16 protein-coding genes and 1 pseudogene are annotated in these 22,588 nt (G+C 68.5%); 9 read left to right on the forward strand and 8 right to left on the reverse strand.

Annotated elements, in window-relative coordinates:
• Positions 1-3: 3 nt before the first annotated feature.
• Together ACWCQS_RS33655 and ACWCQS_RS33660 are read right to left on the reverse strand one after the other, a co-directional pair.
• Positions 4-336 (reverse strand): hypothetical protein, encoded by a 333-nt coding sequence (locus ACWCQS_RS33655; protein ID WP_451007968.1) that lies wholly within the window; start codon positions 334-336, stop codon positions 4-6.
• 20 nt (positions 337-356) lie between these two features.
• Positions 357-2,948 carry an ATP-binding protein gene (locus ACWCQS_RS33660; protein ID WP_451007969.1) on the reverse strand — a complete coding sequence of 864 codons (2,592 nt, stop codon included), beginning with the start codon at positions 2,946-2,948 and terminating at the stop codon, positions 357-359.
• 405 nt (positions 2,949-3,353) lie between these two features.
• Between ACWCQS_RS33660 and ACWCQS_RS33665 the strand changes: the two genes are divergently transcribed.
• Complete coding sequence (locus ACWCQS_RS33665) at positions 3,354-3,893, forward strand: hypothetical protein (RefSeq protein ID WP_451007970.1); 540 nt, start codon at positions 3,354-3,356, stop codon at positions 3,891-3,893.
• 526 nt (positions 3,894-4,419) lie between these two features.
• Positions 4,420-4,878, forward strand: a pseudogene (locus ACWCQS_RS33670) (IS30 family transposase); the annotation flags it as partial.
• Here the strand turns inward: ACWCQS_RS33670 and ACWCQS_RS33675 are convergent.
• The 3 genes from ACWCQS_RS33675 to ACWCQS_RS33685 form a co-directional block, all read right to left on the reverse strand.
• Positions 4,875-5,945, reverse strand: coding sequence for a YIP1 family protein (locus tag ACWCQS_RS33675; protein WP_451007971.1), 1,071 nt, complete (start codon positions 5,943-5,945; stop codon positions 4,875-4,877). The pseudogene ACWCQS_RS33670 and the gene ACWCQS_RS33675 sit on opposite strands and share 4 nt — an antisense overlap.
• 880 nt (positions 5,946-6,825) lie before the next feature.
• A complete protein-coding gene (locus ACWCQS_RS33680) occupies positions 6,826-7,404 on the reverse strand; it encodes a recombinase family protein (RefSeq protein ID WP_451007972.1) in 579 nt (192 codons plus the stop codon).
• A 634-nt stretch (positions 7,405-8,038) separates the two neighbouring features.
• Positions 8,039-9,721 (reverse strand): recombinase family protein, encoded by a 1,683-nt coding sequence (locus tag ACWCQS_RS33685; protein ID WP_451007973.1) that lies wholly within the window; start codon positions 9,719-9,721, stop codon positions 8,039-8,041.
• Between ACWCQS_RS33685 and ACWCQS_RS33690 the strand changes: the two genes are divergently transcribed.
• Positions 9,722-10,048 (forward strand): antibiotic biosynthesis monooxygenase family protein, encoded by a 327-nt coding sequence (locus ACWCQS_RS33690; RefSeq protein ID WP_451007974.1) that lies wholly within the window; start codon positions 9,722-9,724, stop codon positions 10,046-10,048.
• Positions 10,049-10,169: 121 nt separating this feature from the next.
• On the opposite strand, the gene ACWCQS_RS33695 is transcribed toward ACWCQS_RS33690, so the two are convergent.
• Complete coding sequence (locus ACWCQS_RS33695) at positions 10,170-10,907, reverse strand: SDR family oxidoreductase (protein WP_451007975.1); 738 nt, start codon at positions 10,905-10,907, stop codon at positions 10,170-10,172.
• Positions 10,908-11,055: 148 nt separating this feature from the next.
• Positions 11,056-13,323, reverse strand: a complete 2,268-nt coding sequence (locus tag ACWCQS_RS33700) for a (Fe-S)-binding protein (RefSeq protein ID WP_451007976.1) — start codon at positions 13,321-13,323, stop codon at positions 11,056-11,058.
• A gap of 187 nt (positions 13,324-13,510) precedes the next feature.
• On the opposite strand from ACWCQS_RS33700, the gene ACWCQS_RS33705 reads away from it, so the two are divergent.
• From ACWCQS_RS33705 to ACWCQS_RS33725, 5 genes are all read left to right on the forward strand, one after another.
• Positions 13,511-14,530, forward strand: coding sequence for an MraY family glycosyltransferase (locus ACWCQS_RS33705; protein ID WP_451007977.1), 1,020 nt, complete (start codon positions 13,511-13,513; stop codon positions 14,528-14,530).
• Positions 14,531-14,624: 94 nt separating this feature from the next.
• Positions 14,625-16,472, forward strand: coding sequence for a molecular chaperone DnaK (dnaK, locus tag ACWCQS_RS33710; RefSeq protein WP_451007978.1), 1,848 nt, complete (start codon positions 14,625-14,627; stop codon positions 16,470-16,472).
• Positions 16,469-17,143 (forward strand): nucleotide exchange factor GrpE, encoded by a 675-nt coding sequence (gene grpE / locus ACWCQS_RS33715; protein WP_451007979.1) that lies wholly within the window; start codon positions 16,469-16,471, stop codon positions 17,141-17,143. Before dnaK ends, grpE begins: the two co-directional genes overlap by 4 nt.
• A gap of 36 nt (positions 17,144-17,179) precedes the next feature.
• Positions 17,180-18,349: a molecular chaperone DnaJ gene (gene dnaJ, locus ACWCQS_RS33720; RefSeq protein WP_451007980.1), complete on the forward strand. Its 1,170-nt coding sequence runs from the start codon at positions 17,180-17,182 to the stop codon at positions 18,347-18,349.
• A gap of 5 nt (positions 18,350-18,354) precedes the next feature.
• On the forward strand, positions 18,355-18,804 hold the full coding sequence (locus ACWCQS_RS33725) for a heat shock protein transcriptional repressor HspR (protein WP_388623301.1): 450 nt from the start codon (positions 18,355-18,357) through the stop codon (positions 18,802-18,804).
• 51 nt (positions 18,805-18,855) lie between these two features.
• On the opposite strand, the gene ACWCQS_RS33730 is transcribed toward ACWCQS_RS33725, so the two are convergent.
• Entirely contained in the window at positions 18,856-20,886 is a 2,031-nt protein-coding gene (locus tag ACWCQS_RS33730; RefSeq protein ID WP_451007981.1) for a fibronectin type III domain-containing protein, read from the reverse strand.
• Between the two features lie 295 nt (positions 20,887-21,181).
• On the opposite strand from ACWCQS_RS33730, the gene ACWCQS_RS33735 reads away from it, so the two are divergent.
• Positions 21,182-22,288 carry a sugar ABC transporter substrate-binding protein gene (locus ACWCQS_RS33735; RefSeq protein ID WP_451007982.1) on the forward strand — a complete coding sequence of 369 codons (1,107 nt, stop codon included), beginning with the start codon at positions 21,182-21,184 and terminating at the stop codon, positions 22,286-22,288.
• Positions 22,289-22,588 lie beyond the last annotated feature (300 nt).

Below are 22,588 nucleotides of genomic sequence, written 5' to 3' on the forward strand. Positions count from 1 at the left end.
CGATCAACCCGTGTCGGTCGGGCGGATGTCGTTCAGACTGTCGACGATCGTCACGGACGGCGGAGGCGAAGGCGTGGGTACCTCGATGAGGATCGGGACATAGACCACGTCGCCGTGCCGGTACTCGGCCTTCCACGAATACCGGTAGCAGACCGTCGCATCGGGGTTGCGCTGTGTCGCGTAACACTGAAGTTCCGACTTCATCGGTGCGGCCTGTGGTTTCTGCGGTTGCAGGGCACCTGCTTCAGCCGTTGCCGCGCCCCATGCGCCGAGCGCCGTACAGCAGGAGGCGGCCGCGGCGACGAGGCCGACGCTTCGCAAGGCTGCTTTCCGCATTCCCATCACCCGCGCTCTCGTCACCCGCGCTCGGAATGGTGGAGTTTGCGGGCGGCTTCCTGACGGGTGTGGACGCCGAGTTTGCTCAGTACCGCGCCCACGTGATGCCCGGCGGTCTTCGGGGTGATGTAGAGGCGAGCGGCGATCTCGGCATCCGACAGGCCCTCGTGCAGCAGCTTGAGGACATCCATTTCCCGGATGGTCAGCTCGTACGGATTGGCCCGGGTGGCCGCCCGCGGGCCACGCCGGATCGGGCGGACGCCGAGGGCGCGCATCACCGCGCGGGTGCGCGCCACGGCCGGCCGGGCGCCGAGGGCCTCGAAGGCGGTCAAAGCCTGGTGCAGCGCGGGCGCGTCGCCGGACAGGCGGACCAGTGCGGCGTGGTGCGGGCAGCCGAGCCTGTCCCACTCGGCGGCGGCGCCGGCCCAGTCGCCGGCCAGCTCCAGCGCGTGGGGTCCGACCGCGGCCACCTGCGGGGGTGTCCCTCCGACGCGGCGGATCCAGCAGGCCAGGGGACCGGACAGCCAGGGGTGGGTGCGCTCCGCCAACGCGTCCAGACCGCGTTGTGCCTCGGTCCGCACCAGCTCGTGGTCACCGGCCAGCCAGGCCGCCTCGACCCGGGCCTCCCACCCCAGGCCCGTGTCCAGCAGGCAGTTCGAGTCGACGAGGCTCGCCGCCTGCTCCAGCAGCGGCCACACCTGGGCCTTGCCCTGGTGGGCGCGGACCAGGCCCAGGACGGTCAGGGCGAGGGCCCGGACGACCGGTGGTGAGCTGGGATGGGACAGGACGTTCTGGGCTGCATCGGCGGCCTGGGGCCACAGGCCCCGGTTTAGCAGCCCCCAGCTGCCCCAGACCCTCGTGCACAGCAGGTACGACAACAGGTCGCGATCGAGGCAATAGGCCTCCGCCCGTTTCACGGCCGCGGTGGTCTGGGCGGTGTCCCGCTGCAGCGCGGTGAACCAGCACATGTTGAACGCCAGGAAACCCGCGTCCTCCGGCAGATCCTGCGCCATCGCGCTGGACACCGCCCGTTCGCAGTCCTCCCAGCCGGACCCCTCGCTCAGCATGCGTGCCGCCGCGGCATGGAAGCGGGCCTGGACGACCACGCCGGCATCGCCGAAGCGCTCACCCAGATCGATCGCCTTGTCGGCGTAGGCGGCGGCCACCGCCACCCCCTTGTGCTCGTAGCAGGCCAGCTGGCAGAGGTTCAGGTAGGCCCGGCCCAACTCGCGGCTCGGCGCGAGCCCTTCCAGCACCCGGACCGCGTCCAGGCCGGTCCGTCTGGCCTCGGCGGTCCGCCCGGCAGGCCACAGCCAGCACGACAGCCAGCGCAGATCGTCGCCCTCGCGCAGCCGGTCGCCCTGGGCACGGCGCAGCTTCACCGCCCTGCGGCGGGAGGCGACCCCTTCGTCCAGCCGGCTGGACAGCAGGCAGGCCTGCGAATGGCCCTCCAGCAGGAAGGTGTGCTGGTTGGGCGTCAGGTGGTCGGCATACCGCAGGGCGCGGGCGTACTGGGCGGCCGCCTCCCGGTGCGCGCCGAGCGCGGCGGCATGGGCGGCCGCGGCGGGCGCGTACTCCAGTACGGCGGTCGCATCCCCGGCACCTTCGGCGTGATCGGCCAGCAGGGCCAGATCGTCCGCGGCGACCGGGCGGGACCGCATCGCCGCCAGCACCTGCCGGTGCACCCGCAGACGGTTGGGGGCGGGGACGGACTCCAGTACCGCCTGCCGGGTCAGCTCATGGCGGAACTCGGTCACCTGCCCGTCGGTCCGCACGATTCCACAGGCCACGGCCTCGTCGAGCGCCTCCTCCGGGGCCGGCAGCATGCCGGCCAGCAGCGGCAGCGAGACCCGGCGCCCCAGGACGGCCAGCACGTCGACGACCCCGCGTGCCGCGGCCGACAGGCCGGCCAGGCGGCCGGCGACGGCCTCGCGCACCGTGGCGGGGATGGGCTCGGCGGGGGCGGCCAGGATCTCGGTGACGATGAAGGGGTTGCCGGCGGAGACGTGATACAGCTGCTCGGCGTCGACGGCGTGTCCGGTGGCCAGCCGGGCCACGGCCCGACGGCTCAACGGGGCCAGGTCGTGGCGGTGCACCCAGGGATAGCCGGCCAGGGTGCCGAGGAGAGCGGTCACGTGGTGGGTGCGGCCTATCTCGTCGTCGCGGTAGGTGACCACCACCAGCGCCGGAACGCTCGGCAGCCGCCGGGCCAGGTAACGCAGCAGGTCCATCGTGGCCTCGTCGGCCCAGTGGACGTCCTCCACGATCAGCAGGCTGGGGTAGGAGCTCAGGTCGGCGAGGAGGCAGTCGAAGACCTCGTCGGGACGGCAGGTGCCGGCAAACGCGCCGGTCAAGGCGGTGCGCGCCGCCCGGCCCAAGTACGGGGCCAGGTCCATCAGCGGGCCCAGGGGGCGGGGGGTGGCCAGCGGGTCACAGGCGCCGGCCAGGACCCGGATATGGGGATCGGCCAGCTGGGCAAGACGGTTGACGACGCTGGTCTTGCCGATGCCGGCTTCGCCGCGCACAAGGGCCACACGCCCAGGGCCGCTCACGGCATCCCGCAGGTGACCGGTGAGGTCCTGGAGCACGGCCTCTCGCTCTAGCAGGTCCATCACCGGTCAGTTTCCCTCTGTGGCGGGAGCAGCGCAAAAGATCCAGACCGATCAAGGCAGGTCGGCAGGTGGGGTGTTGTCGCGGAAATCTGGGGTGCGATGCGGGGTGTGCCGGGGTGGAACTTGGGGTGTCCACCCGATGTGTCCCCCGGCTGCGGCAGAGCATGCTGACGAAAGAGGCCCGGTTTCCCGGTTCTCGCGGCTCAAACCGGCCTGAGAGAGCGAAGGAAACAGCAGGTCGCCGTCGTCTGTCAAGTCCCGAGATTTCGGGGAATGACGCGGGCGGAGTGCCGGGGCGTAATTGAGTCATCAGGTCGGACGGATGGCTCCCTCGGAGAACATCCTCCGCAATTGAATTGGGCTCTGATTCGGCGCCCAATCCGCACTCATCGAAAAGGGATCACCATGCTGAAGAAGATCGCAAAGCGTACTGCGGTGCTGACCGCGTCGGCCGCGCTGGCCGCGGGAGGCGCCCTGGTACCCACCGCCGCCTTCGCCGCCCCGGCGCCTACGGCCGCTCACGCGATGGTGCCGAGTGACAACGGCGGGAACAACAACAATAACAACAATAACAACGGCGGAGGCGGGAACAACAACAATAACAACAATAACAACGGCGGAGGCGGGAATAACAACAACAACAATAACAACAACAACGGAAAGAAGGGCCACCACCACAACAACAACAACAATAACAACAACAACAACGGCCGTCACCGCAACAACAACAACAATAACAACAACAACGGCGGAGGTGCGAACAACAACAACAATAACAACAACAACGGCGGAGGTGCGAACAACAACAACAATAACAACAACAACGGCGGGGGCGCGAACAACAACAACAATAACAACAACAACGGCGGGGGCGCGAACAACAACAACAATAACAACAACAACGGCGGGGGCGCGAACAACAACAATAACAACAACAACGGCTGAACTTCACGGTCCGGCGGCCGCTGGTGCACAGGCACCCGGTCGCCGGACTGTTTTACGTGCGTGCCCCGGCGCGTGGTGGCGTCGGTCAAAAGACCCGGAAGTTGAAAGGCGCCTTCACTCGATCGACCTTTCGTCGTCCCTGGTGGCGAATCTCGGGCCTTAAGGGGCAGGATGACGAGGGCAGGCATTCAACGATTGCTAGGTACGCTGCGGACCCCGCCTTTTCCCGTACAGCCCCCAGAATTCACGCCCCCAGAACGCACGCCGCAAAAATCCAGCGCGGTGGTGCCGCCGCCCGTTGAGGCGACGCCGGCCATCTCGCGCTACCCCGCAGTCCGTCGACGATCAGCCGGGAGATACGCCGCAACCGGCACCCCACGAACGGCCAGTACCGGCCTCACGCCGCCCAGGCTCGCCCGATGGCCCGTCGGCCGCGTCCCAAGCCCGGGAAGATCGGCCAGAACCGGAAACTGCGCAACTTCATCCAGGAGCATCTGTCCCTGCGCTGGAGCACCGAGCAGATCCCCCCATGGTGATGATCAGCGAACGGCCCGCCGAAGCATCCGACCGGGCCTTCCCCGGCCACTGGGAAGGCGACCTCATCGTCGGCCGCAACTCCCGCTCCGCCATCGCCACCCTGGTCGAACGCAGCACTCGCTATCTGCTGCTCGTCCACCTGCCCACCGACCACAGCGCCCCGGCCGTGCGCAACGCTCTGATCGACACGATCAAGATGCTCCCACCGCACCTGAAACGGTCCCTCACCTGGGACCAGGGTGCCGAGATGGCCGCCCACCACGCCTTCAGCATCGCCACGGACGTCCCGGTCTGCTTCTGCGACCCCGGCAGTGCCTGGGAGCGCGGCTCGAACGAGAACACCAACAGCCTGCTGCGGCAGTACGAACTCGACAGCCGCCCACGCAAAACGCTCGGCTGGGAAACCCCAGCCGAGCGTCTGTCCAAACTGCTCGGGACGCGGGACTAGAACGTGCCCAGCTTCACGATCGACAACAGCGCGATCAGCTGGATCGCCGACGCCCCCAGCGCCCTCGGCCACGGCAGGTCGTGGGAGCGGGAGACCATCAGGGTCAGCAGGGCGCCCGCGCCGATCCAGGTGGCCCAGCCGAGCAGCTGGACGAAGGTCGCGTCACCGCCGGCGAACATCGCGACCAGCAGCCGCGGCGCGTCCGTGAGGGCCGTGATCAGCATGGACAGGCCGACCGTCGGCTGCCAGGCACCGTCGCCGCCGAGCTGACGGGCCAGGGTGTGGGTGACCACGCCCAGGACGAACAGGCCGAGCACCATCACGACCGCCGTGATCAGCACGATCGGCACCGCGTTGGAGAGCGTGGCGCCGATCGCGTCCTTGCGGGCGCCGTCGAAGCCGAAGACGGCCAGCAGGCCGTAGAGGAACGTGGTGATGAGCGCCGGGGCCCACATCGTGTAGTCCCGCATGCGCAGGAAGGTCTGGTCGGGGGAGAGGACGATCCCCTTCAGCAGTTCCTTCCAGTGCAGCGGCGGGCCCAGCGGGGCGGCGGGCGCCGCGGCCGAGCCGGCCTGGTAGGTCGCACCCTGCGTGTAACCGGCGGCCTCGTCGATCGAGAACGCCTGGGTGTGGCCCGGGCTGTCGGCCGCGTACGGGTCCCGGCCGGGTGCTCCGCCGCCCGGGTGGCCGCCGTCGTCCCCGAAGTACTCCGGTCCGTCACCGGCCGGGCCCGGGTATCCGTACGACTGGCCCTGCCGACCGTACGACTGCTGCCCCTGCTGCGGGTACGACCGCTGTCCCGGTTGCGGGTACGGCCGCTGCGGCGCCTGCGGGTAGCCGTACGCGGGCTCCGCGGGCTGTCCGTACGACGGCCCCGGCTGACCGTGCTGCGGTCCGGGCCGGCCGTACGACGGTCCCTGCGGCGCCTGCTGTCCTTGGGGGGTGCGGTTGTCCCGGCCCCCGCGTCCGATCCTGAATCCAGCCACGTCATCGAACGTACCTGGTCCCAAAGAGTGACGTGCCGGGCCCGGGCGTCCGGGCCCGGCTTTGCGGCCGACCTGTGACATCCCCTAAGGGACCGTCAGGGGACGGTCCAGGGGATTTCCAGGGTTTCCAGTCCCCCACCGGCTCGCAGAGCAACGGCGCTTCGGTCGGCTGAGCCGGGGTGTGTTCGACTGGCGGCGACACCCCGGGGCGGCGGCGGAGCGCGAGGGTGGTGGGTCAGGATGTGGCATGAGCGTAGTGAAGATCAATAAATCTGTCCAGGTAAGCACATGACTCTGACCTGGCGCGATGCAAGCCACGAGACCCGCTTTGACCCAGACCCCCCGGGTGTCCATTTCGCGGAAATGCGCGTAACCATGGGGGCCGGGTCACTGGGGCGTCTTCGCTCAGAGATTGACCCACCCCCCGCTGCGTACTGTGGCGTCCGTCGTCGTTGCCGTCCGATTGCCGTCAGCGGTAGTCGGGTGACCCTTCTTTTGGGGCACTGCCTCGGCCTGCCCGGGAACGGCTGACTCGGCCAGGGATCAACCCACTTTGAAGGCAAAAGCCGCATATCAGGATGCAGAGGCCTATCAATCCTGCGATGTTGCGGAACATGTCATAGTGCCGATGCGCGGCGAGAAGCTCGATCGACAACCCAAGCCCCACCAGGATGACGCCGAGCCCCCAGATCCGGGGTGACTCGATACGGCCCCTGAGTCGAGGGAACAGCCAGCTGTGGAGGACTGCCGCTCCGCCCGGCACCAGCGTGATCGTCAAGACAGCTCCGAGAGCGGCCCACCCATAAGCATCCATGACGAATGCCTCTCCCCGGAAGATCGTCAGCGCGGCTCCATGCCGCACAAGCGGATCATGCCACTCTCCTTGGCATGGGGCCCTGCGTCCAGACATGAGAAAGACCGTCCGCCACAGTGGGCAGACGGTCTCTCAAGTTGGGCTGGGTCACTCCGTGTCGGCGAGCGCCCGGTACAGCGTCGCGCGGGACACCTTGAGCGCCTTGGCGATGGTTGTGACGCTTTCCCCCTTGGCCTTCCGCGCCCTGGCCGCAGCGAGCTTGTCAGCATCCATGACAGTGGGCCGTCCGCCAGTCCGACCCTGAGCCTTAGCAGCGTCCAGACCTGCCCGGGTGCGCTCAACGATCATGTCTCGTTCAAGCTCAGCAAAGGCAACCATCATGGTGAAGAAGAACTTGCCCTCACCCTTCGGGGAGTAGCTACCGGCCAGCGTGCCCGTCAGAATCCGCAGCGCGATCCCCCGGGCGTGCAGGTCCTCGGCGATTGTGAGCACGTCCTTTGTGGAACGGCCCAACCGGTCCAGCTTCCACACGGTGAGGGTGTCGCCCTCCCGCATGTAGTCGAGAGCAGCGAGCAGCCCGGCACGGTCGGCGTTCTTGCCGGACGCCTTGTCCTCGAAGATGCGGGCACACCCTGCCTCAGCCAGAGCGTCCGCCTGAAGCTGCGCATCCTGCGCGTTGGTGCTCACTCGCTGGTAGCCGATCAGCGTGCCCGTGTTCGCCGTCATGACCCGATCGTCTCAAAAGTCGTCTCACAACGCCAGGGGTTTCAAGCATGTTTTGAGACGGGTTTTGAACGCGTCGATGTCCCATTTGCCCTACCGGGCCACGGCGTCTCAATAACCATCGTTTGAGAGACGCGCCGGATCTGATCACGCTGCGTGAGGTCTCCACCCCCGTGCGCCGAAGAGACTGGCCGCCGGAGGAGTGACGAAGTGACGGTTCGGATGCCACTTCCGGAATCCCTATAGAACTCCTTAGGGATTTGCGGGATGGGGGTCCAATCGTCACTTCGTCACTTTGAGCAGGTCAGAGGGTATGTGGATCTTGCCCCGGAAAACCGCTTCGTCACGCTCGCTGGCTCCAAGGGTCGCCGCTGACGCCGCGAAAGCGACGGAAAGGTAACGAAGGGGTGGCTTGCCGTGACGTGATCACACGTAGCGATCAACGCGCACCCCGCTGTGGGGCGTCCATTGAGTGCCCAAAATTTGGGGCGGAACCGGGGAAGCTCTGAGTGACTACATGGGGCAGGAGCGAGTTGAACACCTACACGCTGTACGGCCGTCTGAGGCATGAAAGAACCCCGCTCGACCAAATCCCGCCAGGGATCGACCAAACGGGGCTCAGGGGGTGCTCAGGCGCCTACTTGGCTGGCGTCTCTGCCCAGTGCACAGTCACCCGATCCTCCGTGTTCGCGTTCCGGCCACGGCCCACGGACTTAGCGATGGTGATGCGGTCGAGGAAGAAAGCCAGGAAGCTACGTCGCTGCTCCAGGTCCCAACTGCCCCACGTCGACTCCGGCCCGATGGGGTCGCCCTCCGGGGCCGTCCACTCCGAGGGGATGGCCACGGTGCCGCTCTCATCCCGCCCCAGCTCAGCTACGCGCTCACTCACGCGAGCCTCATGGGCAGTCAGCCGCTCGACGGATTCAGCGAACATGGCCGTGCCGGTCGCCCCGGCGTACAGCCCTGCCTGCCGGTCGGCGTACAGCGTGCGGAGGGCTTCCCGTACGTGCTCCAACTCGGCCCGCGCGGCGGCTAGTTCGGCCTGCCGTTCGCCCGTGTCTGCCTGGGCGGCAAATCGGCGCGCTGCCTCCTCAAGCCATTCCAGGTCTTCACGGTCCTCGGGGTCCAGCGCAGTCAGGCGCGACCACACGGTGCGGGCGACCACATCGTCGGCGGCCTCCATGTTGATGGCCAGGCCCCCATGTCCCGGCACAGCGCCGGACTGGGCCCGGTTGCACCGGTAGAGCTGCTTGCCGTTGCGCCGATCGGTCACCATGGACGATCCGCACACCCCACAGAACAGCATCCCTGCCCCGCCGAGCAGTGACGGCACAGACCGGCCACCCTGCCTCACAACCTGCGGCGTACGGCCGTCTAGAACATCCTGAAGGCGCCACCAGTCGTCTGCGGGAACGATGCCCTCATGTGCTATCAGGGGAGCGCCGGAATCGTCGCGCAGAATGACTCGCTTGGCGCCCTGGCGTTCAGCGGCATAGCCAGCAAGGCGAGGATCACGCAGGATGCGCAGCACGGTCGAGGACACCCACGCAGTGCGCTCCAGCGGCTCACTTATGCCCCTGCCCCGCCGGGCGGCCACGCGCGCTGTCATGTCCGCCGCTTTGGTCGGCACGCCGTCTGTGTTCAGCCTGCGGGCAACGGCAGATGCGGCTACGCCGGACAACGCCCACTCGACCATCTGGCGCACGTGCGGTGCCTCTGCCGGGTCCGGGACCAGCTTGACCACCACCAGGTCCCCGCGCGGCTCACGGCTCGACTGGAAGCCGTACGGGGCCATGCCGGACACGTGGGAGCCAGCAGCGCGTAGGGTCTCTTTAGTCGCCGTGATGTACGCCGACTTCAGGTCTGACTCTTGCTGAGCCAGCGCAGCGATGAGGCCGAAGATCGCAACGCCCATGGGAGTAGACGTGTCCAAGTAGGGCTCTTCGACGCTGACGAGCAGTACGCCGTATTTGGCAAGTTCCTCGTTGATCAGCATCGCTTCGAGGGCGCCCTGCCGGGTGAGCCGGGACAGCGAGAAGACAACCACTGCGTCTACGTGTCCGGCGCGAACGGCGGACATCATCTCTTCGAACGCGGGGCGGACCACTTTGGGGTCCCAGCCGGATTTGCCCACGTCAGCGAAGTGACCGGCGTTGTCCCAACCCTTGGCTGTGATCAGCGCCTCGCACTTGGTCCGCTGTGCTTCGGGGGACGACGCGGAGTCGTCCTCACGCTTCCTTGACTGTCGGATGTAGGACACTGCGCGCACATGGTCCAGATTAGGGGTCCAGTCGGGGCCCCGTTTGACGAGAGGTGTCATGTGCCTAGCGTAGTAAAAATCAACGTGCTGACCGTGCCCGCCGAGCAGCGGGAGGTGCTGGAGAAGAGGTTCGCCTCCCGGGCCCACGCGGTGGAGAGCTCCGACGGCTTCGAGTGGTTCGAGCTGCTGCGTCCCGTCGAGGGCACCGACACCTACCTCGTCTACACGCGCTGGCGTGACGAGGAGTCCTTCCAGGCGTGGCTGGAGGGACCGATGAAGGCCGCGCACCAGGGCGGAGAGGGCGCCGAGCGCCCGAAGCCCGCGGCTTCCGGCTCCACCCTGTGGTCCTTCGAGGTGGTGCAGCAGGCGGGACCCAAGGGGGCGTAGACGGTTGGCGGATCTGTTCTGGGTGGAGTCGAACCCCGGGTCCGTGACCTGCGCGTTCGGGTCGGGCTGGCGGAACGGATCTGCCAGTCCCGTCCTGTACGGATGGATGGGGGCGTGTCGGTCAGCTTCGCTTGAGCCAGTCCTCGTAGCGGGTGGTCGCGAGGTGCGCGGTGTCGTCGCCGGTGAGGACGTCGGGCATGCCCGCGAACGGGCTCGCGGACTCGTCGGTGACCACTGAACGGCCGTCCGGCTTGGCCGCCAGGGTCAGCTCGCCGAGCCGGTCGAGCCGGTGCACCTCGGGGCCCGCGATGTTCCGGATGCCGCACGACGGTTCGCCCTGTGCCGCGTCGGCGACGGCGGCGGCGACGTCGGCGGAGGCCATCGGGCGCAGCCGGTTGGACGGCAGGTGGACCTGTCTGCCCTCCGTGCACATGTCCATCACCGGGGCGATGAACTCGAAGAACTGGGTGGCGCGCGCGAGGCTGTAGGGCACTCCGCTGTCGCGCACGGCCTGCTCCTGGGCGGCCTTGGCCCGGTAGTAGCCGTAGTCGGGTACCTGGTCGACGCCCACGATGGAGAGCGTGACGTGGTGGCGGACCCCCGCCGCCTTCTCGGCAGCGAACAGGTGCTGCGCCGAGCGGGTGAAGAAGTCCAGCGCCGGCTCGGTGTCGAAGGAGGGGGAGTTCGACACGTCCACGACCACGTCGGTGCCCTTGAGCGCATCCGCCAGGCCCTCGCCGGTGTAGGCGTTGACACCGGTGGAGGGCGTGGCGGGTACGGTCTCGTGACCGCTCTTGCGCAGCAGCGCGACCACCTGCGAGCCGATGAGCCCGGTACCGCCGACAACCACGATCCTCATCACCGTCTCCGTTCGCTGGTTGCTTCCGTACAGCAGCAGGACAGCGCAGTGGCCGGGTTTGTGACAGCCGGGCTCAGCGTCGGGGTGGAACGACGGCGCCCCCTGCCTGTGCGGGGCAGGGGGCGCCGTAGGACCGGGACGGCCGGTGTCACTTCACCGGCTCGGGCTCCGGCTCGTTCTCGCTCTCCGGCTCGCCGGCCGGGTCGACCGGGGTCTTCACCGAGTCGAGGAGCAGCTGGGCCACGTCCACGACCTGGATGGACTCCTTGGCCTTGCCCTCGTTCTTCTTGCCGTTGACCGAGTCCGTGAGCATGACCAGGCAGAACGGGCAGGCCGTCGACACGATGTCGGGGTTCAACGACAGCGCCTCGTCGACGCGCTCGTTGTTGATGCGCTTGCCGATGCGCTCTTCCATCCACATCCGGGCGCCGCCGGCGCCGCAGCAGAAGCCGCGCTCCTTGTGGCGGTGCATCTCCTCGTTGCGCAGGCCCGGGACCTTGCCGATGATCTCGCGCGGGGGCGTGTAGATCTTGTTGTGGCGGCCCAGGTAGCACGGGTCGTGGTAGGTGATGATGCCCTCGACCGGGGTGACCGGGACCAGCTTGCCCTCGTCCACCAGGTGCTGGAGCAGCTGGGTGTGGTGGATGACCTCGTAGTCGCCGCCGAGCTGCGGGTACTCGTTGCCGATCGTGTTGAGGCAGTGCGGGCAGGTTGCGACGATCTTCTTCGCGGACTTCGGCTTCTTGGTCGACTCGTCCTCGTCGTCCTCGCCGAAGGCCATGTTCAGCGCGGCCACGTTCTCCATGCCGAGCTCCTGGAACAGGGGCTCGTTGCCGAGGCGGCGGGCGGAGTCACCGGTGCACTTCTCGTCGCCGCCCATGATCGCGAACTTGACGCCCGCGATGTGCAGCAGCTCGGCGAAGGCCTTGGTGGTCTTCTTGGCGCGGTCCTCCAGGGCGCCGGCGCAGCCGACCCAGTACAGGTACTCGACCTCGGTGAGGTCCTCGATGTCCTTGCCGACGACCGGGACCTCGAAGTCGACCTCCTTGGTCCACTCCAGGCGCTGCTTCTTGGCCAGGCCCCAGGGGTTGCCCTTCTTCTCCAGGTTCTTGAGCATCGTGCCCGCCTCGGAGGGGAAGGCGCTCTCGATCATGACCTGGTAGCGGCGCATGTCGACGATGTGGTCGACGTGCTCGATGTCCACGGGGCACTGCTCGACGCAGGCGCCGCAGGTGGTGCAGGACCACAGGACGTCCGGGTCGATGACGCCGTTCTCCTCGGCGGTGCCGATCAGCGGGCGCTCGGCCTCGGCGAGCGCGGCGGCGGGGACGTTCTTCAGCTGCTCCTCGGAGGCCTTCTCCTCGCCCTCCATCGTCTTGCCGCCGCCGGCCAGCAGGTACGGCGCCTTGGCGTGCGCGTGGTCCCGCAGGGACATGATCAGCAGCTTCGGGGAGAGCGGCTTGCCGGTGTTCCAGGCGGGGCACTGCGACTGGCAGCGGCCGCACTCGGTGCAGGTGGAGAAGTCCAGCAGGCCCTTCCAGGAGAACTGCTCGACCTGGGAGACGCCGAAGACGTCGTCCTCGCCGGGGTCGGTGAAGTCGATCGGCTTGCCGCCGGAGGTCATCGGCAGCAGGGCGCCGAGGGAGGTCTCACCGGTGGCGTTGCGCTTGAAGAAGATGTTCGGGAACGCCAGGAAGCGGTGCCAGGCCACACCCATGTCGGTCTTCAGGGCGACCACGATCATCCAGATGAAGGAGGTGGCGATCTTCAGGCCGGCGAAGAAGTAGGTGAGGTTCTGGAGCGTGGAGACGTCCATGCCCTTCAGCCACGACACCACCGGGTACGAGATGAAGAAGGAGGCCTCGTAGCCGTCGACGTGGTGCTGGGCGCCTTCGAGGGCGTGCAGCATGAAGATGCAGACGCCGACGATCAGGATGACGGCCTCGACGAAGTACGCCTGGCCGAAGTTGGAGCCCGCGAAGCGGGACTTGCGCCCCGGCGTGCGCGGGTGGCTCAGCTGGCGGATCGCGATCAGGACGAGGATTCCGACGACCGTCATGGTGCCGATGAACTCGACATAGACGTTGTACGGCGCCCACTCGCCGATGACCGGCAGGATCCAGTCCGCCTTGAACAGCTGCCCGATCGCGTTGACGATCGTCAGCAGCAGGGTGAAGAAGCCCACCGCCACGAACCAGTGCGCCACCCCGACGACGCCCCAGCGGTTCATCCGGGTGTGGCCGAGGAACTCCCTGACCACGGTCATGGTGCGCTGTGCGGGGTCGTTGGTCCGCGTTCCGGCAGGAACCGACTGGCCCAGCCGCATGAAGTTGTAGATCTGCAGGAGGGCGCGGCCGAACAGTGCCACGCCGACCACGATCAGGACCAGCGACACGATGATCGCGGCGAGTTGCATTGGGGCTCCTGGGGCGGCCTCGAATTAACCGAGCTGACATTACTAAGCGGTAACTTATGTAGTCCGTCTGAGACTACCCCCATCTTCCTTCGGGATGCAGCAGCGTGCGGGGTGACGAGCGTCATCCCAGGGTCATCAGATCGTGTTATTCATACCGATTTGCTACATTCGCCCCTACCTTAGAGCCGTGCTCTACGGGATCGCTGCCGCAACCGCCGCCCTGCTTCTCGCCGCCGTGCTCTCGGCGCTGCTCAGGGTGCCTGCGCTGCGGGCCGGCATCCTCGACCGGCGCCGGCAGCGGCGGCTGCCGCTGCTCGGCGGGCTCGCCGTGGTGGCCGTCACCTGTCTCGTCGCCTGGGTGGGGCAGCGGACCGCGATCGCGCCGCTCGGGGAGGGGGTCGACCGGCTGCTGATCGCCGCCGCCGCGGTCGCCGCGCTGGGCCTGGCCAGTGACGTCTGGCGGATCCGCGCGCGCGTGCTCGTCGCCGGTACGGCCGTGGCGGCGGCCTACGTGGTGCCGTACCAGCAGACGGGTGTGCCGGGCGGGCTGCTCGCCGTGGGCTGGATCGTCCTCGCCTCCTTCGCCTTCAAGGGGCTCGATCACGCGGACGGTCTCGCGGGGACCGTCGGGGTCGTCACCGCGTTCGGGGCGGGGGCCTGCGCGGCCGCCGAACTGATGGACGGGCTCGCCGCCCTGCTGAGCGTCCTCGCCGCCGCGCTCACCGGCTTCCTGATGCACAACTGGCATCCCGCGCGGATCGGGCTCGGCGCCTGCGGTTCGCTGTTCACCGGGTTCCTGCTGTCGTCGTCCCTCGTCTTCACGCGCGCGGGCTACGGGTTCGAGCCGAGCGCGGCGGTGATGTTCTGCCTCGGCGCGCCCGCCCTCGCCGACGCCGTCCACGTGGTGATCTCCCGGCGGCTGGCCGGGCGTCCGCTGGTCAGGCGCGGCCCCGACCATCTCGTACACCGGCTGCGGCCGCTCGGGCTCACCCCGCAGGGCTCGGTCGTTCTGCTGGGGGCGGGCTCCTTCTCCTCGGTGCTCGTGGGGGTGCTCGTGCACACCGGATGGACGGGGGACGGCGCCGTGGCGTGGGTGGCCGGAGGGGTGGTGCTGATCATCGGCGTCCTCCTTCGTGTCCCTGTCCAGCAGCCCCGGCGGATGCCATCGACGCAGGTCAGCGCCCGGTTGCGTGTAAGGAACGGATAAGACTTGAGCCCTCTCGACTCAGGTCTGTTGACCGGGCGGGAGCCGTCGTGCACACTTGAGTCCGTTCCACTCAAGTCAGCTGGAGGAATCAACCATGGCACGTGCGGTCGGCATCGACCTGGGCACGACTAACTCCGTCGTCAGCGTTCTGGAGGGCGGCGAGCCCACCGTCATCACCAACGCCGAGGGCGCCAGGACCACGCCGTCCGTCGTCGCCTTCGCCAAGAACGGCGAGGTGCTCGTCGGCGAGGTCGCCAAGCGCCAGGCGGTCACGAACGTGGACCGGACCATCCGCTCGGTGAAGCGCCACATGGGCACCGACTGGAAGATCCAGCTCGACGGCAAGGACTTCAACCCGCAGCAGATCTCCGCCTTCATCCTGCAGAAGCTGAAGCGGGACGCCGAGGCCTACCTGGGCGAGAAGGTGACCGACGCGGTCATCACCGTCCCGGCGTACTTCAACGACTCCGAGCGTCAGGCGACCAAGGAGGCCGGTGAGATCGCCGGTCTGAACGTCCTGCGCATCGTCAACGAGCCGACCGCCGCCGCGCTGGCCTACGGCCTCGACAAGGACGACCAGACGATCCTCGTCTTCGACCTCGGTGGCGGCACCTTCGACGTGTCCCTGCTGGAGATCGGCGACGGCGTCGTCGAGGTGAAGGCCACCAACGGTGACAACCACCTCGGTGGTGACGACTGGGACCAGCGCGTCGTCGACTACCTGGTCAAGCAGTTCCAGTCCGGTCACGGCGTGGACCTGTCCAAGGACAAGATGGCCCTGCAGCGCCTCCGTGAGGCCGCCGAGAAGGCCAAGATCGAGCTGTCCTCGTCCACCGAGACCTCGATCAACCTGCCGTACATCACCGCGTCCGCCGAGGGCCCGCTGCACCTGGACGAGAAGCTCACCCGGGCCCAGTTCCAGCAGCTGACGGCCGACCTGCTGGAGCGCTGCAAGACGCCGTTCCACAACGTCATCAAGGACGCCGGCATCTCCATCAACGAGATCGACCACGTCGTCCTCGTCGGTGGCTCCACCCGTATGCCCGCCGTCGCCGAGCTCGTCAAGGAGCTGACCGGCGGCAAGGAGGCCAACAAGGGTGTTAACCCGGACGAGGTCGTCGCCATCGGCGCCTCGCTCCAGGCCGGTGTCCTCAAGGGCGAGGTCAAGGACGTCCTGCTGCTCGACGTCACCCCGCTGTCCCTCGGTATCGAGACCAAGGGCGGCATCATGACCAAGCTGATCGAGCGCAACACCACGATCCCGACCAAGCGCTCCGAGATCTTCACCACGGCCGAGGACAACCAGCCGTCCGTGCAGATCCAGGTCTACCAGGGCGAGCGCGAGATCGCGGCGTACAACAAGAAGCTCGGCATGTTCGAGCTGACCGGTCTGCCGCCGGCGCCGCGTGGCGTCCCGCAGATCGAGGTCTCCTTCGACATCGACGCCAACGGCATCATGCACGTCACGGCGAAGGACCTCGGCACCGGCAAGGAGCAGAAGATGACCGTCACCGGCGGCTCCTCGCTGCCGAAGGACGAGGTCGACCGGATGCGCCAGGAGGCCGAGCAGTACGCGGAGGAGGACCACCGCCGCCGCGAGGCCGCCGAGACCCGCAACCAGGGCGAGCAGCTCGTCTACCAGACCGAGAAGTTCCTCAAGGACAACGAGGACAAGGTCCCGGGCGAGATCAAGACCGAGGTGGAGTCCGCCGTCGCCGAGCTGAAGGAGAAGCTCAAGGGCGAGGACACCGCCGAGATCCGCACGGCCACCGAGAAGGTCGCCGCCGTCTCGCAGAAGCTGGGCCAGGCCATGTACGCCGACGCCCAGGCCGCGCAGGCCGCGGGCGGCCCCGAGGGCGCCGCTCAGGGCGGCAAGGCCGCTGACGACGACGTGGTGGACGCCGAGATCGTGGACGACGAGCGCAAGGACGGTGCCGCGTGACGGAGGAGACCCCGGGCTTCGAGGAGAAGCCCGACGTCCCCTCCGGCGCGACCCCCGACGACGCCGAGTCGAAGGCCGCTCCCGAGGAGGGGGCGGCCCCGGCCGGGGACGGAAACGAGACTGCGGGTCTGGTGGCCCAGCTGGACCAGGTGCGCACGGCGCTGCAGGAGCGCACGGTGGACCTCCAGCGCCTCCAGGCCGAGTACCAGAACTACCGCCGCCGGGTCGAGCGGGACCGGATCACGGTCAAGGAGATCGCGATCGCGAACCTCCTGACCGAGCTCCTGCCCGTGCTCGACGACATCGGCCGCGCGCGGGAACACGGCGAACTGGTCGGCGGCTTCAAGTCGGTGGCCGAGTCGCTGGAGACCGTCGCGGCCAAGATGGGCCTGCAGCAGTTCGGCAAGGAGGGCGAGCCCTTCGACCCGACCATCCACGAGGCCCTGATGCACAGCTACGCGCCGGACGTCACCGAGACGACCTGCGTGGCGATCCTGCAGCCCGGGTATCGCATCGGCGAGCGCACCATCCGCCCCGCGCGGGTGGCCGTCGCCGAGCCGCAGCCCGGCGCGCAGACCGTCAAGGCCGAGGGTGCCGAGGACAAGGCGTCCGAGGCGAAGCAGGCCGGCGCCGCTGATGGCAAGGAGAACGGTGGCCCGGACGAGGGCTGACGTGAGGACACTCAAGGGGAAGGAGGGACGTCGGGGATGAGCACCAAGGACTTCATCGAGAAGGACTACTACAAGGTCCTCGGCGTCCCCAAGGACGCCACCGAGGCCGAGATCAAGAAGGCGTACCGGAAGCTCGCCCGCGAGTTCCACCCGGACGCCAACAAGGGCAACGCCAAGGCCGAGGAGCGCTTCAAGGAGATCTCCGAGGCGAACGACATACTCGGCGACCCCAAGAAGCGCAAGGAGTACGACGAGGCCCGCGCCCTGTTCGGCAACGGCGGCTTCCGCCCCGGGCCGGGCGCCGGCGGCTCCTTCAACTTCGACCTGGGCGACCTCTTCGGAGGCGGCACGACCACCCAGGGCGGCGGCTTCGGCGGCGGACTCGGTGACGTCTTCGGGGGCCTGTTCAACCGCGGCGGCGCGGGCACGACCCGTACCCAGCCGCGGCGCGGCCAGGACATCGACACCGAGGTCACGCTGAGCTTCACGGAGGCCATCGAGGGCGCCACGGTGCCCCTGCGCATGTCCTCCCAGGCACCCTGCAAGGCCTGTTCGGGCACCGGCGACAAGAACGGCACACCGCGCGTGTGCCCGACCTGTGTCGGCACCGGGCAGGTCGCCCGGGGCTCCGGCGGCGGCTTCTCGCTCACCGACCCCTGCCCCGACTGCAAGGGCCGTGGCCTGATCGCCGAGCACCCCTGCCTGGAGTGCAAGGGCAGCGGCCGCGCCAAGTCCTCGCGCACGATGCAGGTCCGCATCCCGGCCGGCGTCACCGACGGGCAGCGCATCCGGCTGCGCGGCAAGGGCGCGCCCGGCGAGCGCGGCGGACCGGCGGGCGACCTGTACGTGGTGGTGCACGTCGGCGCGCACCCGGTGTTCGGACGCAAGGACGACAACCTCACCGTCACCGTGCCGGTGACGTTCGCCGAGGCGGCCCTCGGCGGCGAGGTCCGGGTACCGACCCTCGGCGGCCCCGCGGTCACCCTGAAACTGCCGCCCGGCACGCCCAACGGCCGCACCATGCGCGCCCGGGGCAAGGGCGCGGTCCGCAAGGACGGCACTCGCGGGGACCTGCTGGTCACCGTCGAGGTGCGTGTTCCCAAGGACCTGTCGGGGAAGGCTCGTGACGCACTGGAGGCGTATCGCGAGGCGACCGCGGGCGAGGACCCGCGGGCGGAGCTGTTCGAGGCCGCGAAGGGAGACTGAGAGTGATGGACGGCCGTCGGCGTAATCCGTACGAACTGACCGAGGAGACCCCGGTCTACGTCATCTCGGTGGCGGCCCAGCTCTCCGGACTCCACCCGCAGACGCTGCGCCAGTACGACCGCCTGGGCCTGGTCTCCCCCGACCGCACCGCCGGCCGGGGCCGCCGCTACTCGGCCCGCGACATCGAACTGCTCCGCCAGGTGCAGCAGTTGTCGCAGGACGAGGGCATCAACCTGGCCGGTATCAAGCGCATCATCGAACTGGAGAACCAGGTCGCCGCCCTGCAGTCCCGGGTCGTGGAGCTGGAGGCGGCCCTGGACGGCGCGGCGGCCGCGATGCAGCAGCGTGAGGCGGCCGTCCACGCCTCCTACCGTCGCGACCTGGTCCCGTACCAGGAGGTCCAGCAGACCAGCGCGCTGGTCGTGTGGCGGCCGAAGGGGCGGCAGCAGGACTGAGTGGAACACGGTGAAGGGGCCCGCGGTCTTTCCGCGGGCCCCTTCGGCGTGTCAGGAACCGCTCGGCGGGGTGATGGCGTAGTCGGTCTCGGCGAAGGCCTCGGTGCCGTCCGCCCGGACGAGGGAGATCATGTAGTAGACCGTCGTGCCGACCGGGGCGTTCGTGTCGGTCCAGAACCAGCCGTCCCGGCTCTTGGCCACCGGGGGCTCGGTCAGCCGGACGAACCGGGCTTCGGCGCGGTCCCAGCGGTAGACGTGGAAGCCGGTCACCGAGGAGGTGTCCTCGTACGGACACCACGGCTCCACCCTGATCCCGCTCGCCGTCCTCCAGGTCGTCGTCTGGCAGCCCGCCGTGGCGTCCGGGACCGAGGTGGGCCGCAGGTCGAGCGCGGTCACCGGGACCGAGGCGACGGGCACGCTCCAGTCCTTGACGTCCGGATCGTCCTGGTAGGTCAGGGAGTTGCCGTAGACGTCCACGGCCACGACGAACAGGCGGTACGACTTGCCGTCGGCCGGCCAGGACAGCAGGGTCTGCGTCGTCGACGCGTTCACCTCCCCGAGGTACTCGGGGTCGTAGGACTCGTCCTGTTGCTGGTAGAGGCGGTAGGACGCCAGGTCCGGCGCCGTGCTGGGCTGCCAGGACAGGCGGATGCCGTACTCCAGCGGCTCGGCGGCGACGCCGGTGACGACCGGCGGTGGCGTCTCGTCGCCGGGCCGGGTCACGGTGACCTCGGCGGAGGGCACGGACCAGCGGCCGGAGGAGTCCTTGCGCAGCACCGTGTAGTGGTACGTGGTGCCGCGGCGGCCGGAGTGGTCCGTGCAGCCCCGCACGGTGTCGCCGTCGGCGTCCGTGCCGCTCGTGGGCGAATCGCAGGTGATGGTCTGCCAGTTGCGGGAGCCGTCGGCGGAGGCCGCCGAGCGGCGGACCGTGTAGTCGGCGGTGCCGGCGGGCTCGGTCCAGCCGAGCACCACCTCGCCGCTGCTCGTGCTCGCCGTGAGGGCTTGCGGCGGTGTGATGGTCCGGGTGCTGCTCACGACGGCGGACTCGGCGGCGTTGCCGTGCGCGTCGAGCGCGGCGACCTTGTAGTCGTAGGCCGTGCGGTAGGCCGCCGTGGTGTCCGTGTAGCCGGTGGACGTGGTCTCGGCGAGCACGGTGAAGGAGGTGCCGTCCGCGGCCTTGCGGTACACCCGGTAGCGGGTGGCGTCCTTGACGGACGTCCAGGACACCAGGTTGGCGTCCTCCGCGCCGGTGGCGGTGAGCTTCGGGGCGGCGGGCGGGGTCAGGTCCCGTGAGGGGACCGGGCCCTGGTCGGAGCTGCCGGGTGACTCGTTTCCGGCCTTGTCGTAGGCGCGGACCTCGTAGTAGTACGACTGCCCTGTCTGCGGCGGCCGTTCGCTGAAGCCGGTCGCCGTGGTCGTACCGATCCGTGTGTAGGTGCTGGTGCCCGCCACCCGGCGGTAGACGCGGTACCCGGCGAGGTCCATCTCCCTGTTCCGCGCCCAGCCTAGGACGGCGTGGATGCCGTCCGGGTCGCCCGTGTAGTAGTCCCAGGTGAGCCCGGTCGGGGCGAGCGGCCCGGTTGTGTCGACGGTGGCGGAGGTGCGCGGGGTGTAGGCGAACTTCACGCTCGCCGCGCCTGTCCAGTTGACGTAGTCGAGCCGCAGGGTGTGCGTGCCCCGCGGGACGGCCACGTTGACGCTCCTGGCCCGCGCGGCCGAGGTGTTGGACCACAGGTCCACCTTGCGGACACCGTCCAGATAGACCCGGATGCCGTCGGTTCCGGACACGGCGAACGTGAAGGGTCCGCCGGAGCCGAAGTCGCGCGTGACGGTCCAGCGGACGCCGAAGTTGTCCTTCGGCAACCCGGTGACGGGCGCACCGGTCCAGTTCTGGTCGACGACGGTGTCGCAGTCGGACTTCTTCGCAGTGCCGGAGAACGTGGTGTTCGCGTAGAACGTCCGCTTGTAGACCGGCGATGCGCATGTCGTGGCGGCGGAGGCGGGCAAGGTGGCCGCGTTGAGCAAAGTACCGGCGGTGGCGAGTGCGACGGCCGTGGCGGCCCCGCGTCTGGCTGGGTTCATTCGGTCCTCTGGTCGAGTCGGGAAAGCGGCGCGCGGCCGCCGAAGATCACGACTCGCGGAGAACCCGGTTGGTTGTACCGATCTTTGCCGACCCATGAACTCCGTTTGAATGGAGGGTCCGTAAAGAGCATTTGGAGGTGATTCCGCTGCCCCTTCACAGGGTCAGCCGAGCGTGGTGTTGCGGACTCGTTAAGTGGTTACGCTTGACGCCGGGTGTGGCCTCCGCGTTGTCTTTTCAGACACCTGGGTCGTATAGCAGCCCTACGTCCGGAACGCACATGAAGTGAGCCCTCGAATGCGTCGTATCGCCATATCCGTGGCCGCATCCACGATGACCCTTTCGCTCGCCGGATGCGGCGTGCTGGGAGCGACGGGGGACGGCGCGAGCGCGAGCCCGAGCAAGGGCAACGACATCACCGTGGGCCTGTTGCTGCCGGAGAAGGCGAACACCCGTTACGACAAGTTCGACTACCCCATCATCCAGAACAAGGTGGCCGAACTCACCGGCAAGCACGGCAAGGTCGAGTACGACAACGCCGACGCGGACGCATCCCGGCAGGCCTCGCAGATGCAGAAGATGATCGACGAGAAGGTCGACATCATCATGCTCGACGCGGTCGACTCGCACGCCATCGCACCCGAGGTGAAGAAGGCCAAGGATGCAGGCATCCCGGTCATCGCCTACGACCGTCTGGCCGAGGGCCCGATCGACGCCTACGTCTCTTTCGACAACGAGCTCGTCGGCGAGGTGCAGGGCCGCACCCTGCTGGAGGGCATCGGGTCGAGCGCCGACACCTCCAGCAAGATCGTCATGGTGAACGGCTCGCCCACCGACCCCAACGCCAAGCAGTTCAAGCAGGGCGCCCTCTCCGAGCTGACCGGCAAGGTGACGGTCGCGGCGTCGTACGACACCACGGACTGGAAGCCGGAGCTCGCCGCGACCGAGATGGCCAAGGCGATCGCCGTGATCGGCAAGAACAACATCGCCGGCGTCTACGCCGCCAACGACGGCATGGCCGGCGGCGTCATCAAGGCCCTGAAGGCGGCCGGCGTCACGAACATGCCCCCGATCACGGGCCAGGACGCCGAACTCGACGCGGTCCAGCGGATCGTGGCCGGCGAGCAGTTCATGAGCGTCTACAAGCCCTACCCGGACGAGGCCGAGGCCGCCGCGCAGATGGCCGTCGCCAAGGTCCAGGGCAAGGACATCCAGTTCGACGCGCTCACCCAGGACAAGGTCGACAGCCCCACCGACAAGAACATCCCGTCGAAGCTGATCCAGCCGACCGCCCTGACCAAGAGCAACATCAAGTCCACGGTCATCGCGGACGGCATCTACACGGTGGGCGACATCTGCACGGCCCAGTACAAGACGGCCTGTGCGACGCTCGGTCTGAAGTAGGGGGCGTTCCTCCGCGCCCCTGAGGGCAGTCCCTAGGGGCGCGGAGCGCCTCGCGCCACCCCCGTGGGCGCGGGGCGCGGCCCCGGCGGGGCGGGGGGGTGCCGGGCCAGGGCCGCTCCGGGTGTCCGGTGCTCAGGTGACACCCGGAGGAAGCGGGACCAACGATGCCGTGACGCAGTCCGCCCCACCACCATCAGCTTGTTGCAATGCGAGGGGCGGAGCCTGCCCCATACCCGGACATAACTGCGCTTTAAGGCCGCCCTGTTGCGGAGAGCCGTGTTGCGGACCCGGTCGGCGCCC

The sequence above is a fragment of the Streptomyces sp. NPDC002076 genome (assembly GCF_053593835.1).

Coding starts and splice junctions, on each gene's coding strand:
- ACWCQS_RS33655 (WP_451007968.1), bottom strand. CDS start 336: ATGCGGAAAGCAGCCTTGCGAAGCGTCGGCCTCGTCGCCGCGGCCGCC.
- ACWCQS_RS33660 (WP_451007969.1), bottom strand. CDS start 2,948: ATGGACCTGCTAGAGCGAGAGGCCGTGCTCCAGGACCTCACCGGTCAC.
- ACWCQS_RS33665 (WP_451007970.1), top strand. CDS start 3,354: ATGCTGAAGAAGATCGCAAAGCGTACTGCGGTGCTGACCGCGTCGGCC.
- ACWCQS_RS33675 (WP_451007971.1), bottom strand. CDS start 5,945: ATGTCACAGGTCGGCCGCAAAGCCGGGCCCGGACGCCCGGGCCCGGCA.
- ACWCQS_RS33680 (WP_451007972.1), bottom strand. CDS start 7,404: ATGACGGCGAACACGGGCACGCTGATCGGCTACCAGCGAGTGAGCACC.
- ACWCQS_RS33685 (WP_451007973.1), bottom strand. CDS start 9,721: ATGACACCTCTCGTCAAACGGGGCCCCGACTGGACCCCTAATCTGGAC.
- ACWCQS_RS33695 (WP_451007975.1), bottom strand. CDS start 10,907: ATGAGGATCGTGGTTGTCGGCGGTACCGGGCTCATCGGCTCGCAGGTG.
- ACWCQS_RS33700 (WP_451007976.1), bottom strand. CDS start 13,323: ATGCAACTCGCCGCGATCATCGTGTCGCTGGTCCTGATCGTGGTCGGC.
- dnaK (WP_451007978.1), top strand. CDS start 14,625: ATGGCACGTGCGGTCGGCATCGACCTGGGCACGACTAACTCCGTCGTC.
- dnaJ (WP_451007980.1), top strand. CDS start 17,180: ATGAGCACCAAGGACTTCATCGAGAAGGACTACTACAAGGTCCTCGGC.
- ACWCQS_RS33725 (WP_388623301.1), top strand. CDS start 18,355: ATGGACGGCCGTCGGCGTAATCCGTACGAACTGACCGAGGAGACCCCG.
- ACWCQS_RS33730 (WP_451007981.1), bottom strand. CDS start 20,886: ATGAACCCAGCCAGACGCGGGGCCGCCACGGCCGTCGCACTCGCCACC.
- ACWCQS_RS33735 (WP_451007982.1), top strand. CDS start 21,182: ATGCGTCGTATCGCCATATCCGTGGCCGCATCCACGATGACCCTTTCG.